Origin of the sequence: Bradyrhizobium betae, assembly GCF_050632175.1 — a bacterium.
Classification (GTDB): Bacteria; Pseudomonadota; Alphaproteobacteria; order Rhizobiales; family Xanthobacteraceae; genus Bradyrhizobium; species Bradyrhizobium betae_B.
This window is the reverse complement of sequence record NZ_CP192576.1, coordinates 2,862,429-2,876,933: the sequence shown is the minus strand read 5'-3', so window position 1 is coordinate 2,876,933 and position 14,505 is coordinate 2,862,429. Positions and strand designations below refer to the sequence as shown.

The following is a 14,505-nucleotide window of genomic DNA, read 5'->3' as shown; positions in this document are numbered from 1 at the left end:
GACGGCGAATACTGCCTCAGACCGTCTTTTCCGGCCACCGGCAAAGATCGTTGATCAGGCATACCTCGCAACGCGGCTTGCGCGCGAGGCAGGTATAGCGGCCGTGCAGGATCAGCCAGTGATGGGCGTGCAGCATGAACTCGGCCGGGATCACCTTTTCCAGCCCGAGTTCGACCTCGAGCGGAGTCTTGCCCGGCGCAAGCCCAGTGCGGTTGCCGACGCGGAAGACATGCGTGTCGACCGCCATGGTGTGCTCGCCGAAGGCCATGTTGAGCACCACGTTGGCCGTCTTTCGCCCGGCACCGGGCAATGACTCGATTTCGGCACGCGTGCGCGGCACCTCGCCGCCGAACTCGCTGAGCAACTTGGCCGACAGCGCGATCACGTTCCTGGCCTTGGTGCGGTAGAGGCCGATGGTCTTGATGTATTCGCGCAGACGTTCTTCGCCGAGGTCGAGCATTTTCTGCGGCGTGTCGGCGACCTCGAACAGAGCGCGCGTCGCCTTGTTGACCCCGGCATCGGTCGCCTGCGCCGACAGCACCACGGCGACCAGCAGCGTGAAGGGATTGACGTGCTCGAGCTCGCCCTTCGGTTCCGGGTTGGCCTTGCGGAAACGACTGAAGACCTCGCGGACCTCGGCTGGAGTCCAGGGCCTTGGAGCCTTCAGTGATGGCCTTGCGGGGGCTTTCGGCTTCGCGACCGCCGCCTTTGCCTTTTCTTCGGCACTGCCGCTTTGCGCGGAGCCGGCTTGCGGGTGATTTTCGCCATGATCGGGATATACTGAGGGACGATGAACACAGGCAACGAAATTGAGCGAGAGAGTTCTGAAGATCAGCGCGAACCGCAGATCTTCTCCGCGCGGCTGACGCCGCACCGCTCGCTGAACCGCACTGGCTTCCTCGCCGTGATGCTGTTCCTGAGCGCGGTCAGCTTCGTCACCGGCCTGGTCTTCCTGATGATGGGCGCATGGCCGGTGTTCGGCTTCTTCGGCCTCGACGTGCTTGTGATCTGGTGGGCCTTCAAGGTCAATTTCCGCGCGGCACGCGCCAGCGAGGAGATCGTGGTTACGCCGTCAGAACTGCGGGTGCGGCGGGTCAGTCACCGCGGCCAGGTCGTCGAATGGGCGTTCAATCCGCTCTGGGTCCGGCTCGACATGGAAGTCGACGAGGATTTTGGCATCGAGCATCTCTATCTGATCTCCCGCGGCCGCCGGCTCCGCATCGCCGGCTTTTTGGGGCCGCAGGAAAAGGCAAGTTTCTACAATGGCTTGGTTGAAGCGCTCAATGCCGCCAAGCGAGGCCCGACCTACAACCCGGTGACCTGATCCGGGTCGGAAATCGGGTGGTTTCCAATCGCCCCCTCTCCTACATTCCCGGCCATGATGACACTCGCCATACATGACCAACGCCTGGCCAAGCCGGGTCCCCAGAACGCCGCGCTGCGCGACTATGATTCCGTGCGCCGGGCGATCGCCTTCATCTCGGAGAAATGGCGCGCGCAGCCGACCATCGAGGCGATGGCGGATGCCGCTGGCGTGACACCGGATGAGCTGCACCATCTGTTCCGCCGCTGGGCCTCGATCACGCCGAAAGCCTTCATGCAGGCGCTGACGCTCGACCATGCCAAGGGCCTGCTCAGGGACTCCGCGAGCATCCTCGACGCCGCGCTGGACTCGGGGCTATCAGGGCCGGGACGCCTGCACGATCTCTTCGTCACCCATGAGGCGATGTCGCCGGGGGAATGGAAGAACGGCGGCGCGGGATTGACGCTGCGCTACGGCTTCCATCCCTCGCCGTTCGGCACGGCGATCGTGATCGCGACCGATCGCGGCCTGTCTGGCCTCGCCTTCGCCGATCCCGGTGAAGAGAAGACCTCGCTCGCCGACATGACCCGGCGCTGGCCGAAAGCCACTTACGTCGAGGACCATGAAGGCACCGCGCCGCTCGCGCAGCGCATCTTCGATACGAAGATGTGGCGACCGGACCAGCCGTTGCGCGTAGTGATGATCGGCACCGATTTCGAGGTGCGGGTGTGGGAGACGCTGCTGAAGATCCCGATGGGCCGCGCGGTGTCCTATTCCGACATCGCCTGCAACATCAACAGCCCGAAGGCCTCACGCGCCGTCGGTGCCGCGGTCGGCAAGAATCCCGTGTCGTTCGTCGTGCCCTGCCATCGCGCACTCGGCAAGAGCGGCACGCTCACCGGCTATCACTGGGGCATTACACGGAAGCAGGCGATGCTGGGCTGGGAGGCCGGGCAGCTGGGGATGCAGTGACGCGTCTCCCTCTCCCCGCACGCGGGGAGAGGCGCAGAACTCAGCCCGCCAGATCCAGCTTCGATGCCACCGTCGAATCCGCATTGAGCCGGTAGATAATCGGCACGCCCGTCGCGAGCTCGCGCTTCAAAATGCCTTCGGGCGAGAGCTTTTCCAGCACCATGATCAGCGCGCGCAGCGAGTTGCCGTGGGCGGCGACCAGGGTGCGCTTGCCGTTGAGCACGCCGGGCAGGATCTCCTGCACGTAATAGGGCAGCGTGCGCGCGAGCGTGTCTTTCAGGCTCTCGCCGCCGGGCGGCGGCACGTCGTAGGAACGGCGCCAGATCAGCACCTGGTCCTCGCCCCATTTCTTCCGCGCGTCGTCCTTGTTGAGACCGGAGAGATCGCCGTAGTCGCGCTCGTTCAGCGCGAGGTTCTTCGTGGTCGGCAGGCCCTTCTGGCCGAGCTCGCCGAGGATGAGATCGAGCGTGTGCTGCGCGCGCAGCAGAACCGACGTGTAGGCGACGTCGAACACGAGGCCCTGCGCCTTCAACTTGCGGCCGGCTTCAGTGGCTTCCTTGACACCGAGCTCGGTGAGGTCGGGGTCCTTCCAACCCGTGAACAGGTTCTTCAGATTCCATTCGCTCTGGCCGTGGCGCACGAGCACGAGGAGACGTTCACTCATTGACTGCTTTCCATTTCGTTTTGAGCACGACCTTGTCGGAAAACCGCTTCACACTTTTCCGGGCCATGCTCGCCTTCATTCAGAGATCAGCGAGGCCGAGCACGTCGGCCATGGAGTAGTGCCCCGGCTTCTTGCCATGCGCCCATAGCGCCGCCTTCAGCGCGCCGTGTGCGAACAGCATGCGGTCTTCGGCGAGATGCGACAGCGTCAGCCGCTCGAACGGGCCGAGGAAGGTCACGCTGTGCTCGCCGGCGACGGTGCCGCCGCGCAAGGAGGCAAAGCCGATCGCGCCTGGCTTGCGCGCACCGGTGATGCCGTCGCGGCCGCGTTCCGCATTGTCCTCGAGCGAGATGCCGCGGCCGCTGGCTGCCGCCTGGCCCAGCATCAGCGCGGTGCCGGAGGGCGCATCGACCTTCATGCGGTGATGCGTTTCGACGATTTCGATATCGAAGCTCTCGTCGAGCGCCTTGGCGACGCGCTTGACCACGGCGGCCAGCAGATTGACGCCGAGGCTCATATTGCCGGACTGGACCACCACCGCGCGATTGGTGACGCTCTTGATCACGGCGTTGTCGGAGGCCGACAGGCCGGTGGTGCCGATGACGTGGACGATACCGCGCTCGGCCGCGATCGCGACATTGGCGATGGTCGCGGCCGGTACGGTGAAATCGAGGATGCCGTCGGCGTCCTTCGACATCGCCCAGAGATCGGCGGAGAGCTTGATGCCGTTGGCCGGGAGTCCCGCGAGCACGCCGGCATCCTTGCCGAGCAGCTCCGAGCCCGGAGCTTCCAGGGCACCGGCCAGCACCGCGCCCTTGGTATCGGCGATCGCCCGCGTCAGCGCGCGGCCCATCCGGCCGCCGGCTCCAGCAACAATCAAGCGCATGTCGGACATGGTGCGATCCTCTTCGGGGCCGTTTTAGCGGGGGATGCAGTTCCGGCAACCGAGGGCCATACTCCATCGTCATGCCCGGGCTTGTCCCGGGCATCCACGAAAGCCACACATTGGCTCGAAGACGTGGATGGCCGGGTCAAGCCCGGCCATGACGGAGCTGATCGCGCCTCAGCCGTCCGACGGCTGCGGGCCGTCATAGCCCTCGATGATGATGAGGTCGGCGATCGAGTGCGGCTGGCGCACCTTGATGTTGGCCTGGTATTCCGGCGAGTTGTAGCAGGCGATCGCGGTCTCGTAGTCCGGGAATTCGATCACCACGTTGCGGGTGCGGCTGGCGCCTTCGACGGTGGTGAACTTGCCGGCGCGGACGACGAAGCGGGCACCCCATTTCTTGAAGATCGCTCCGTTGGCGACGGCATAGGGCTTGTAGCCCTCGTCGCTGCTCACATCGACGCGTCCGATCCAGTAGCCCTTTGCCATTGTTCTTCTCCCTTGTTTGTCAGTTAGCCGAGCGCCTGGGCGATCTCGGCCTGGATGGCGTCTGCGATCGCCCTGGGGTCGGCGGCTTCCACCACCGGGCGACCGACGACGAGATAATCCGCACCCGCGCTGATCGCGCGGCCCGGCGTCATGATGCGCTTCTGGTCGCCGCTCGCCGCGCCTGCCGGACGGATGCCCGGCGTGACGAGGTTCAACTGATGACCGACGATCTTGCGCAGGCTGCCGACCTCCTCGGGCGAGCAGACCAGGCCGTCCACGCCGAGCACCTGCGCCTGCTGCGCACGCGCTTCGACGAGCTCGGAGACGCCAAGCCGATAGCCGGCCGCATGCAGATCATCGTCGTTGTAGGAGGTCAGCACCGTGACGGCGAGGATCTTCAGGCTCGCGCTGCCGCGGCCTTCGACGGCGCCCTTCATGGTCTGCGGATAAGCGTGCACGGTGAGACAGGTCGCGCCGAGCCTGGTGATGCTCTCGACGCCTTGCGCCACCGTGTTGCCGATGTCGTGCAGCTTGAGATCGAGAAACACCTTCTTGCCCTTGTCCGCGAGCCTGGCAACGAGCGGCAGGCCGCCGGCATAAGCGAGGCGGTAGCCGATCTTGTAGAAGGTGACGCTGTCGCCGAGACTTGCGATCATCGCTTCGGCGGCATCGACGCTTGGCAAATCGAGCGCGACGATCAGACGGTCTTTCGGGGCGATCTCGGCTGGCGTCATGTCACCTCACATCATGCGTTGGGAAATGTCGATCAGCTGCGCAACCAGTTCCTTCAACGCGGCGATATCGCTCTCGTTCTTCAACCTGTCCATATCGTCATAGGCCTGATCGGCAAAAGCGAGCGTGAACTGGCTGGGGATCACATGGGCGTGGCAGGAGGTCAGGATCAGGCGCAGCGCCTGAAGCGCGCGGGCGGCACCGAGCCGGCTCTGCGAGGCGCCGGCGAGCGCGAAGGCGCGGTTGCGGAAGACTTCTCCGCGCGTCTCGTGCGGATCCTGCACGCGACTGACCCAGTCGATCGCGTTCTTCAGCAGCGGCGGCACCGAGGCGTTGTATTCGGGCGAGACGAACAGCACGCCATGATGCGCGCCGATCATGCGCTTGAGATTGATCGCTTGCTTGGGCACGCCGGACTTGGCCTGCAGATCGCCGTCATAGATCGGCAGCGGAAAATCCGCGAGCGAGATGCGGGTGATGTCGACGCCGGCCCTGGCGAATTCATAGGCGGCCACCGCCGCCAGCTTCGCATTGTGCGAGCCGGTGCGTAGCGAGCCGGGAATGACCAGGATTTTGGGTGCGGACATCCGCTTCCATGCGTTCGGCGAAACAAGCCCGCCGCGCAAGGGAGAATGCCGGCGGAATTAGTCCTTGCGATACACCCAGACGCGCGCCGGCGGAAGGTTCATCCAGATTCGTTCCGAGGCCTCTGTGGACACGCCGGGCAGCGATTTCGGGATCGGCGGCACCACCGCGTAGGTGAACTGCACGAAGGGCGCCCCGGGCGCCAGCGCCGTGAAGGCGTCGCGGATCAGCCGGAGCCGCGTCAGCATCGGCTTCGTGACGAGCGGCAGGCCCGAGACGACGGCGGAGGCCGGCGCACTCAAGACGTTCCAGAGCGTGTCGCGCAGGCGATAGGCATCACCCTGCACCACCTTGGCCTGCGGATAGCGGTCGCGCAGCAGGGCGCAGAAGCCGGGATTGTATTCGACGAGGACGAGGCGCTTCTGGTCGATGCCGCGCTCGACCAGGGCCGAGGTGATGGCACCGGTGCCGGGCCCGAGCTCGACCACAGGAGCGTCCGAATTGACGTCGACGTAATGAGCCATGGTCCGGGCGAGCAGCTTGCCCGACGGCATCACCGCGCCCATGTGGAGGGGCTTTTCGATCCACGACCTGAGAAAGCGCACCTCATCGTCGAGACGAGGCTTCTTCAACGCACGCGCGGACGATGGCAATGGCATGTCTGGACCGGACGGGACCGCAGGAACGCGGCGTGTCAGAAAATAGTCATAAACAGGTATAGACCGAAGGCGATACGGTCAAGACGAGTCAGCTCGCCCGATTGCTGAAGAGATCCTTGACCTTGGCGAAGAAGCCGACGGATTCGGGCTGGGTATTGCCGGAGGACAGCTTCTCGAACTCGGCCAGCAATTCCTGCTGTTTCTTGGTGAGATTCTGCGGTGTCTCGACCGCGACCTGGACGTACATGTCACCGGTCTGGCGCGAGCGGAGTACCGGCATGCCTTTTGATGCAATGCGGAATCGACGGCCCGTCTGGGTTCCGGCCGGCACTTTCACCTTGGTCTTGCCCTTGTCGATGGTCGGCACCTCGAATTCGCCGCCGAGGGCGGCCGTCACCATCGAGATCGGCACGCGGCAATGCAAATCCGCGCCGTCACGCTGGAAGAGCTGATGCTGGGCCAGTGAAAGGAAGATGTAGAGATCACCGGGCGGACCGCCGCGGACTCCGGCCTCGCCTTCGCCGGCGAGCCTGATCCTCGTACCGTCCTCGACGCCCTGGGGAATGTTCACCGACAGCGTCCGCTCGCGGGTGACACGGCCCTGGCCCGAGCAGGACGGGCAGGCGTCCTCGATCATCTGGCCGCGGCCCTGGCAGCCGGGGCAGGTGCGCTCGAGCCGTGAAGAAGCCCTGCGACTGCCGCACGCGGCCGGCGCCGCCGCAGGTCGAGCAGGTCTTCGGCTTGGTGCCGGCCTTGGCGCCGGTGCCTGAGCAGGGTTCGCAGGTAACCGAGACCGGGATCTCGATCTGCGCGGTCTTGCCGCCGAAAGCTTCCTCGAGCGTGATTTCCATATTGTAGCGCAGATCGGCGCCGCGCTCGCGGCCGCCGCGACCGCCGCGCTGTCCGGCCATGCCGAACAGGTCTTCGAAAATGTCGGAGAACGAGGAGGCGAAGCCGGCGCCGAAACCGGGACCGCCGCCGGGGCCGCCCTGCTCGAAGGCCGCGTGACCGAAACGGTCATAGGCGGCGCGCTTGTCCTTATCTTTCAGGACCTCGTAGGCCTCGTTGATTTCCTTGAACTTGACCTCGCTGGTGTCATCCCCAGGATTGCGGTCGGGGTGAAACTTCATCGCAAGCTTGCGGAAAGACGATTTCAGCACGGAATCGTCGGCAGAGCGTTCGACTTCGAGGGTTTCGTAATAGCAGCGCTTGGTGGACATGTCGGACCCGGTCTATCCAATCGCGATTCAAGTCGGAGCGAAGCAACGTCGCCGCGCAACGATGCAGGCAGCCTTGATATAGGCGGCGCTAAGCGTTGCGGCAGAGGGCTGCCTCGCGGCGTTGAGCATAACGGCAGGGAATTGGTCGATCGTAACGGGGCCGATCGCGACAGAGCCTTGCCCCGTCGAGCCCGACACGACGGCCCCCTCGCGAAGAGGGAGGCCGGTGAAGCGTGTTGGGTCCAAGCCGTCCGCATCATCACCCTCTTGGGGATCAGGCGGACTTCTTGTTGTTCTTGTCGTCGTCGACTTCGGTGAATTCCGCGTCGACGACGTCGTCCTTGGCCGCATCCTTCTTGGCGTCGGCCTCGGCCTGCTGCGTGTACATGGCCTCGCCGAGCTTCATCGAAGCCTGGGCCAGCGTCTGGGTCTTGGCCTTGATCGCCTCGGCATCGTCACCCTTCAGCGCTTCCTTGAGGTCGCTGACGGCATCCTCGATGGCGCGGCGCTCGGTCTCGGCGACCTTCGAACCGTGCTCGGCCAGCGCCTTCTCGGTGGAATGCACCAGCGCGTCCGCATGGTTCTTGGCATCGACCGCCTCGCGGCGCTGCTTGTCGGCCGCGGCGTTGGCCTCGGCGTCCTTGACCATCTTGTCGATGTCGGCTTCCGACAGACCGCCGGAGGCCTGGATGCGGATCTGCTGCTCCTTGGCCGTGGCCTTGTCCTTGGCCGAGACGTTGACGATGCCGTTGGCGTCGATGTCGAAGGTCACCTCGATCTGCGGCATGCCGCGCGGAGCCGGCGGAATGCCCATCAGGTCGAACTGGCCGAGGATCTTGTTGTCGGCCGCCATTTCACGCTCGCCCTGGAAGACGCGGATGGTGACCGCGTTCTGGTTGTCCTCGGCGGTCGAGAACACCTGGCTCTTCTTGGTCGGGATCGTGGTGTTGCGGTCGATGATGCGGGTGAACACGCCGCCCAGCGTCTCGATGCCCAGCGACAGCGGGGTCACGTCGAGCAGCAGCACGTCCTTGACGTCGCCCTGGAGCACGCCGGCCTGGATCGCGGCGCCGATCGCCACGACTTCGTCCGGGTTGACGCCCTTGTGCGGCTCCTTGCCGAACAGCTGCTTCACGACTTCCTGGACCTTCGGCATGCGCGACATGCCGCCGACCAGAACCACTTCGCCGATCTCGGCTGCGGTCAGGCCCGCGTCCTTCAGCGCCTTGCGGCAGGGCTCGACGGTCCGCTGGACGAGATCGTCGACCAGCGCCTCGAACTTGGCGCGGGTGAGCTTCATGGTCAGATGCTTCGGACCAGTCTGGTCCGCGGTGATGAAGGGCAGGTTGATCTCGGTCTGCGTCGTCGACGACAGCTCGATCTTGGCCTTTTCAGCGGCTTCCTTCAGGCGCTGCAACGCGAGCTTGTCGTTGCGCAGGTTGATGCCCTGCTCCTTCTGGAACTCGTCGGCGAGGTAGCCGACCAGGCGCATGTCGAAATCTTCGCCGCCGAGGAAGGTGTCGCCGTTGGTCGACTTCACCTCGAACACGCCGTCGCCGATTTCGAGAATGGAAATATCGAACGTGCCGCCGCCGAGGTCGTACACCGCGATCGTGCCGGTCTTGGTCTTATCCAGACCATAGGCCAGCGCCGCCGCGGTCGGCTCGTTGATGATGCGCAGCACTTCAAGGCCCGCGATCTTGCCGGCGTCCTTGGTCGCCTGACGCTGCGCGTCGTTGAAATAGGCGGGAACGGTGATGACGGCCTGATCGACCTTCTGGCCGAGATGGGCTTCCGCGGTCTCCTTCATCTTCTGCAGGATGAAAGCGGAGACCTGCGAGGGCGAGTAGGTCTGGCCGTCGGCCTCGACCCAGGCGTCGCCGTTGGAAGCCTTCACGATCTTGTACGGGACGAGCTTCTTGTCCTTCTCGACCATCGGGTCGTCGTAGCGGCGGCCGATGAGGCGCTTCACTGCGAAGAAGGTGCGCTCGGGATTGGTGACGGCCTGGCGTTTGGCAGGCTGGCCGACGAGGCGCTCACCGTCGTCCGTGACGGCGACGATCGAAGGCGTCGTGCGCATGCCTTCGGAATTCTCGATGACTTTGGCGTTCTTGCCATCCATTACGGCGACGCACGAATTCGTGGTGCCGAGGTCGATCCCAATGACCTTTCCCATGGTCCTGATATCCTTCTTTTTGCGGCAGGTTGGCTGGGCCCAGAAGGCACCCGAACCGCAACCCCTAAGATCAAACATTCGCGATATTGCGATGGTTGACGCTCATATAGGAGGGGGGAGGGGCCCGCAAGGACCGAACGCAAGTTTCGGCCGTGAAAACATTGGGTTTTGGAAGATCATATCCGGGCTCGACCGCACTTGCGGGTGAGGAATTATTAACAGGTCCGGGCGATCCGACGGCCCGCGCCACATTGATCGGCCCCACCCTGTTACGGCCAGGCCAAACCCGCTAAAAGGCGAACCGGCCAACAGCCGCCATCCAGGCTGCTCCGCGCGACAATGCGGCCCGGTCGCCGACCATCGAACGGCCTCAATGTGAACCAATCAGAGTGCCCATGAAGCTGATCCGCCCCCTCGCCGCGCTCGCCCTCCTCGCCGCCACCGCACTTCCGGCCTTCGCCGCCGACGCCGTTTTCCCGCCCGGCTTGCGCCTCGGCATGGCGCCGCTGGTCGGCCTCAACACGGCAAAGACCTTTCCGGGCTTCGAGAGCGAGGACGGCAACGTCAAGGTCCTGATCACCGAGCTGCCGCCCGCCGCCTATGGCGAGGTCGTCAGCGCCTTCAATTCCAATCCGGCCGGCGCCAATGGCGTCAAGCAGGACAAGATCGAGACCCCCGCGGGCCTTGCCTATTTCACCACCGAAACCGGCAAGGCCGGCGATACCCCGGTGAAGCGCTATTCGATGATCGTGCCGGGCGCCGGCTTCTCCGGCTATGTCGCGGTGCAGATCCCGGAGAATGCGACCAAGATCTACACCGACGAGGCGGTTCGGCAGATGTTTGCGAGCGCCACCACGCGCAAGCAGGTCTCGGCCGAAGAACAGATCGGGCTGATGCCGTTCAAGATCACCGATCTCGCCGACTTCAAGGACATCCGCACGCTGGCGCCGGGCTCCAGCATCATCCTGGCCGACGGCAACGAGGCCACAGGCTACGAGTCGAAGCCGTTCATGATCCTCGGCCTGATCGGCGCCACCCCGCAGCAGGCCGATGACCGCGCCCGCTTCGCCCAGGAGGCCGCCCTGCAGATCCCCGGCGTGCGCGAGTCGCGCGTCACCATGTCCGAGCCGATCCGCATCAACGGCCAGCAGGGTTTCGAGACCCGGATCGACGGCCTCAGCGGCAAGGACAAGACCCCGGTGACCGTGGTGCAATGGATCCGCTTCTCGAGCGGCGGCGCCTCGCTGCGCATCATCGCCAGCGCCCCGCGCGACCAGTGGTCGACGGCGTTCACCCGCTTCCGCGCGGTCCGCGACGGCATCCAGCCGAAGGGTTAGGGCGAACCGACATCCTCGCCGTCATCCCCGCGAACGCGGGGATCCATACCGCGTGATCCATCGATCACGCCCGGCCGCGGTACCCGCAAGAATCTTCGCCGCAAGAATCTTCGCCAAACGGCTCGCTGGGGGTATGGGTCCCGGATCTGCACTCCGCTTCGCTGCGCTTGTCCAGGACGACAGCGATATCAAGGCTGGCAGCCCAGCCCCTCACCAAACCCGGCTGCATTTTCGGGCTTCTGTTCGTATACGAACGGAACTAGGCTTCCCTCCCGTTGGATCATCCTGGAGGGAGGCGAGCAATGCTTGATCGGCGACACATCCTCACGGCACTCGGCACGACGGCCCTCGTGGCTCTCGCACCAACCGCACTCCTCGCGGCCGCCACGATCAAGCCGGACGATGCCTCCGCGCTGCTCGTGATCGACGTGCAGAACTGCTTCCTGCCCGGCGGCAGCCTCGCGGTGAAGGAAGGCGAGCAGGTCGTGCCGGTCATCAATAAAATCTCGAAGGCGTTTTCGAACGTGGTAATGACGCAGGACTGGCACACGCAAGGCCACGTCTCGTTTGCGTCGGTCCACTCCGGCAAGAAGCCGTTCGAGACCGTCGACCTGCCCTACGGCAAGCAGGTGCTGTGGCCCGACCATTGCGTGCAGGGCACTGATGGGGCGGCGCTGTCGAAAGACCTTTCGATCCCGCATGCCGAGCTCATCATCCGCAAGGGATTTCACAAGGACGTCGACAGCTATTCGGCTTTCCTCGAAGCCGACGGCAAGACCTCGACGGGACTTGCCGGCTATCTGAAGGGCCGCAAGATCAAGCGCGTCTTCGTTGCAGGCCTCGCAACCGATTTCTGCGTCGCCTGGACCGCGCTCGACGCGCGCAAGGCAGGTTTCGAGGTCTACGTGGTGGAAGACGCCTGCCGCGGCATCGACAATCAGGGCTCGCTGGCAAAAGCCTGGGCCGATATGGCCAAGGCCGGCGCGAAGCGGATTCAGTCGGGTGATATCGCGGTTTAAACAGGCCGCGCAGCGCGTTCATGAAGTCCGGCGCGTGCAGCCGGGCCGTGACGCCTGTCGCGGAATGGCGGCCGACTGACCCCACCGACGCGAGACTGTTCCGCTGTGCCTGGGGAGACGATGCGACAACGAGGAGCTTCCCAAGAAAACTACTCTACTATAGGATGCATCGCTGCTTGCAGGCTCGAGCCTGGACATTTTTCTGCGGCGCAAATCATTGCAAGATCTTTCCGCGCGGCGAACTGCTGCAAAGCGGGGGGCAAGCGTCGGCATGACGCATCAGATTGGGGGAGGCGTTTAATGGCCAAGCAGGTCATCGTCGTCGTCCACGGCGTGGGCGTGAAGCAGGCAGGGGTGAGTTCCGATTTGCTTGCGGCGGCGTTGCAGGACGACCAGGGCAAGAGCGACGAGACCCGTCTACCGCCGCACTCCAGCGACGATTTTGTGCTGCTTGAATCCCCAAGGTACGATACGTCAGGCAAAGCGAGTACATTTCCGGCGCGCGTGCGGCGCTACCGCTCCTACGATGGAAATGGTGTCGTAAAGGAGGAGCGCGTCATCGCCGATTTCTTCTGGGGCGACGTTACGGCGTTCGGATCAAGTATCGTGAGCGTCGTGCTCGCCTATTTTAAAGTGGCGATGGGCCTGTCGCATGCCATCCGCGAGAATGCGAGCGACGTCTATCCGCAGAACGGGTGGAAGGACCGCTGGATCCGCCGGCTCGCGCGCGGCGCCGCGTTGACGATTCACGGGCCCATCATTGCGCTGAATCTCGTACTGTTGCTGGGCCTGCTGCTCGGCGCGCTGCTGCAGGCAGCGGCTTCCGCCATATGTGGCCCGGAGGCACTGGCGCCGAACACGCTGGGGGCTGTAATTCTCTTGCGCGTTCAAATCGCTGCGGTTGCGCTGTTGGCCATTGCCGCCGGATTATTTGTGTTGCGGCAGGGCCGCGGCGCTTTTCTTTATCGGCACCTGTTCACATGGATTGCGCTGAGCGGACTGGCATTTCTCCTTCTCGGATCGCCCGAGTTATTCGGCTTCGCTGGCAGCGACGCCGTGAAATTTATCGAATCCCGTCTGGTCAGGTTCGAAACCGGCATGTCTCTTGATGACTTCAAACGTGCCTACCCTAGCCTGCTTGGAGTTGGCTGGCGCTTGATTACGTTGTTGTCGGCGTCATGGCTCGTGGTGTTCATCCAGGCATTCCTCGTTACGGCTCTGGGGTTCATCCGGCACAAACGGGTGGGGAAACCGCAGGCGCCGAAGCTGATCGTTCCGGCCATCGGCTTGATGTCGTTGCTGTGGTTCCTGCTGACCGCAGCGTTGTGGGCCGCCGTCCTTAAATTTCCCGCCTACAACCTCGGTCTCAAACAGGAAGCGGTCGCAGCGCCGTTAGTTGCAATCGGTGCGGCGGTTATCGTGATCGTCTGGCTCGCATTGGCAGCGGCCTCGGTCTTGCGTCGCAAGTCGGAACTTGCGCGAGGAACATTTGCAAATCCGGCCAACTATATGGCCGATAACGGGGCAAAGGCACACGAATATGCCGACCGGTACAGATTGCTGATCGCATCGAAGATGCTGAACGCACTGAGTCTCTTCCTGCCACTGGTTTTTGCAACCGCCTGTCTGGTTTCTCTTCCCCTCTTCTTGTCAGAAGGCGAACTCGCCTGGATTACCAAAACCAGAAAAGCGCTGGAAGACTGGACCATCACGATCATCTTCGGAATTCTGGCCGTCGGTACATTACTGGTCTATTGGCTGAAAGCCGAATTCTCCGCCGGGCTCGGCATCCTCGCCGACGTGCTCGCCTATCTAAACAATAGTTCCTGGACGTCCAGCAGCACCAATGACGGTCCCTACAGGACCGACGAGGCACGGCAAACCTGGCTGGAACGACTGCTCTTCAAGAGAAATTCCTGCACTGCAACCAATACGAGCCCGCGCGGCTACTGGCTGCGTCGTCGCATCCACGACCGGCTCGACGTGCTCGTTCGAAACCTGATCCGCGACGAAAAACCGGACAGGCTCGATATCGTGTCGCATTCCCAGGGAACGATGATTGCAATCGATTTGATCGATCTTCGAGGAGAAGGCTGGCTGAAGGGACTACCAGCCGAAAGCGGCATAGGGTTGGTGACAATGGGCTCGCCCTACACCCATCTATATGGCCACTATTTCCCTCCTCGTTCCGGCCGATCGCGAACCGCCCAAATCTGAAAATGCTAAAAGAAGATGGCCTGCTGCGCGCATGGCTGAACATCTTCCGCATCGACGATTTCGTCGGCACTCACATCAGCGGTGGCGTCTGGCCCGCCGAATTCCCTGTTGCCCCGAATGGGCACACCAACTACTGGATCGACCGCGGTGTCGTAGATAAACTACGCGGATTTCTGGGTTAACCCACGGCTTCGCCTGCCGGGATGCCGAAGGCGGCCGAATGATCCGGCCACCTACCTCGCCGTA

The 14,505-nt window shown here is 63.7% G+C and carries 13 protein-coding genes and 2 pseudogenes; 6 read left to right on the top strand and 9 right to left on the bottom strand.

Translation table 11 applies throughout. The features are described 5' to 3' along the window. Positions 1–16 precede the first annotated feature (16 nt). Positions 17–768 (bottom strand): annotated as a pseudogene (gene nth / locus ACQ86E_RS13935) (endonuclease III). A gap of 22 nt (positions 769–790) precedes the next feature. On the opposite strand from nth, the gene ACQ86E_RS13930 reads away from it, so the two are divergent. Together ACQ86E_RS13930 and ACQ86E_RS13925 are read left to right on the top strand one after the other, a co-directional pair. Then, positions 791–1,324: a DUF2244 domain-containing protein gene (locus ACQ86E_RS13930; protein ID WP_431205857.1), complete on the top strand. Its 534-nt coding sequence runs from the start codon at positions 791–793 to the stop codon at positions 1,322–1,324. A gap of 54 nt (positions 1,325–1,378) precedes the next feature. Beyond that, positions 1,379–2,275 (top strand): methylated-DNA--[protein]-cysteine S-methyltransferase, encoded by an 897-nt coding sequence (locus tag ACQ86E_RS13925; protein WP_431205856.1) that lies wholly within the window; start codon positions 1,379–1,381, stop codon positions 2,273–2,275. 40 nt (positions 2,276–2,315) lie between these two features. On the opposite strand, the gene ACQ86E_RS13920 is transcribed toward ACQ86E_RS13925, so the two are convergent. From ACQ86E_RS13920 to dnaK, 8 genes and pseudogenes are all read right to left on the bottom strand, one after another. Further along, the gene (locus tag ACQ86E_RS13920; protein ID WP_375311853.1) at positions 2,316–2,939 is read right to left on the bottom strand and encodes a 2,3-bisphosphoglycerate-dependent phosphoglycerate mutase; all 624 of its coding nucleotides are present in this window, start codon (positions 2,937–2,939) and stop codon (positions 2,316–2,318) included. A 79-nt stretch (positions 2,940–3,018) separates the two neighbouring features. Beyond that, positions 3,019–3,834, bottom strand: coding sequence for a 4-hydroxy-tetrahydrodipicolinate reductase (gene dapB / locus ACQ86E_RS13915; protein WP_375311852.1), 816 nt, complete (start codon positions 3,832–3,834; stop codon positions 3,019–3,021). Between the two features lie 168 nt (positions 3,835–4,002). Beyond that, on the bottom strand, positions 4,003–4,314 hold the full coding sequence (locus ACQ86E_RS13910) for a DUF1330 domain-containing protein (protein ID WP_375311851.1): 312 nt from the start codon (positions 4,312–4,314) through the stop codon (positions 4,003–4,005). A gap of 23 nt (positions 4,315–4,337) precedes the next feature. Beyond that, positions 4,338–5,048 (bottom strand): orotidine-5'-phosphate decarboxylase, encoded by a 711-nt coding sequence (gene pyrF, locus ACQ86E_RS13905; protein WP_431205855.1) that lies wholly within the window; start codon positions 5,046–5,048, stop codon positions 4,338–4,340. Positions 5,049–5,054: 6 nt separating this feature from the next. Then, positions 5,055–5,633 (bottom strand): NADPH-dependent FMN reductase, encoded by a 579-nt coding sequence (locus ACQ86E_RS13900; RefSeq protein WP_431205854.1) that lies wholly within the window; start codon positions 5,631–5,633, stop codon positions 5,055–5,057. Positions 5,634–5,690: 57 nt separating this feature from the next. After that, positions 5,691–6,290 (bottom strand): class I SAM-dependent methyltransferase, encoded by a 600-nt coding sequence (locus ACQ86E_RS13895; RefSeq protein ID WP_431205853.1) that lies wholly within the window; start codon positions 6,288–6,290, stop codon positions 5,691–5,693. An 88-nt stretch (positions 6,291–6,378) separates the two neighbouring features. Continuing rightward, positions 6,379–7,510, bottom strand: a pseudogene (dnaJ, locus tag ACQ86E_RS13890) (molecular chaperone DnaJ). 274 nt (positions 7,511–7,784) lie between these two features. Beyond that, the gene (gene dnaK, locus ACQ86E_RS13885) at positions 7,785–9,686 is read right to left on the bottom strand and encodes a molecular chaperone DnaK (protein WP_375311846.1); all 1,902 of its coding nucleotides are present in this window, start codon (positions 9,684–9,686) and stop codon (positions 7,785–7,787) included. Between the two features lie 395 nt (positions 9,687–10,081). On the opposite strand from dnaK, the gene ACQ86E_RS13880 reads away from it, so the two are divergent. The 4 genes from ACQ86E_RS13880 (at position 10,082) to ACQ86E_RS13865 (ending at position 14,441) form a co-directional block, all read left to right on the top strand. Then, entirely contained in the window at positions 10,082–11,023 is a 942-nt protein-coding gene (locus tag ACQ86E_RS13880; RefSeq protein ID WP_431205852.1) for a hypothetical protein, read from the top strand. A gap of 302 nt (positions 11,024–11,325) precedes the next feature. After that, entirely contained in the window at positions 11,326–12,042 is a 717-nt protein-coding gene (gene pncA / locus ACQ86E_RS13875; RefSeq protein ID WP_431205851.1) for a bifunctional nicotinamidase/pyrazinamidase, read from the top strand. A gap of 300 nt (positions 12,043–12,342) precedes the next feature. Continuing rightward, complete coding sequence (locus ACQ86E_RS13870; protein WP_431205850.1) at positions 12,343–14,259, top strand: hypothetical protein; 1,917 nt, start codon at positions 12,343–12,345, stop codon at positions 14,257–14,259. Between the two features lie 2 nt (positions 14,260–14,261). Then, positions 14,262–14,441 carry a hypothetical protein gene (locus ACQ86E_RS13865; RefSeq protein WP_431205849.1) on the top strand — a complete coding sequence of 60 codons (180 nt, stop codon included), beginning with the start codon at positions 14,262–14,264 and terminating at the stop codon, positions 14,439–14,441. Positions 14,442–14,505: the final 64 nt, after the last annotated feature.

Bases quoted from the DNA above. Each gene is read 5' to 3' on its own strand.
- ACQ86E_RS13925 (WP_431205856.1), top strand. From the start codon at position 1,379: ATGATGACACTCGCCATACATGACCAACGCCTGGCCAAGCCGGGTCCC.
- ACQ86E_RS13910 (WP_375311851.1), bottom strand. From the start codon at position 4,314: ATGGCAAAGGGCTACTGGATCGGACGCGTCGATGTGAGCAGCGACGAG.
- ACQ86E_RS13895 (WP_431205853.1), bottom strand. From the start codon at position 6,290: ATGCCATTGCCATCGTCCGCGCGTGCGTTGAAGAAGCCTCGTCTCGAC.
- ACQ86E_RS13870 (WP_431205850.1), top strand. From the start codon at position 12,343: ATGGCCAAGCAGGTCATCGTCGTCGTCCACGGCGTGGGCGTGAAGCAG.
- dapB (WP_375311852.1), bottom strand. From the start codon at position 3,834: ATGTCCGACATGCGCTTGATTGTTGCTGGAGCCGGCGGCCGGATGGGC.
- ACQ86E_RS13920 (WP_375311853.1), bottom strand. From the start codon at position 2,939: ATGAGTGAACGTCTCCTCGTGCTCGTGCGCCACGGCCAGAGCGAATGG.
- ACQ86E_RS13865 (WP_431205849.1), top strand. From the start codon at position 14,262: ATGCTAAAAGAAGATGGCCTGCTGCGCGCATGGCTGAACATCTTCCGC.
- pyrF (WP_431205855.1), bottom strand. From the start codon at position 5,048: ATGACGCCAGCCGAGATCGCCCCGAAAGACCGTCTGATCGTCGCGCTC.
- ACQ86E_RS13900 (WP_431205854.1), bottom strand. From the start codon at position 5,633: ATGTCCGCACCCAAAATCCTGGTCATTCCCGGCTCGCTACGCACCGGC.
- ACQ86E_RS13930 (WP_431205857.1), top strand. From the start codon at position 791: ATGAACACAGGCAACGAAATTGAGCGAGAGAGTTCTGAAGATCAGCGC.
- dnaK (WP_375311846.1), bottom strand. From the start codon at position 9,686: ATGGGAAAGGTCATTGGGATCGACCTCGGCACCACGAATTCGTGCGTC.
- ACQ86E_RS13880 (WP_431205852.1), top strand. From the start codon at position 10,082: ATGAAGCTGATCCGCCCCCTCGCCGCGCTCGCCCTCCTCGCCGCCACC.
- pncA (WP_431205851.1), top strand. From the start codon at position 11,326: ATGCTTGATCGGCGACACATCCTCACGGCACTCGGCACGACGGCCCTC.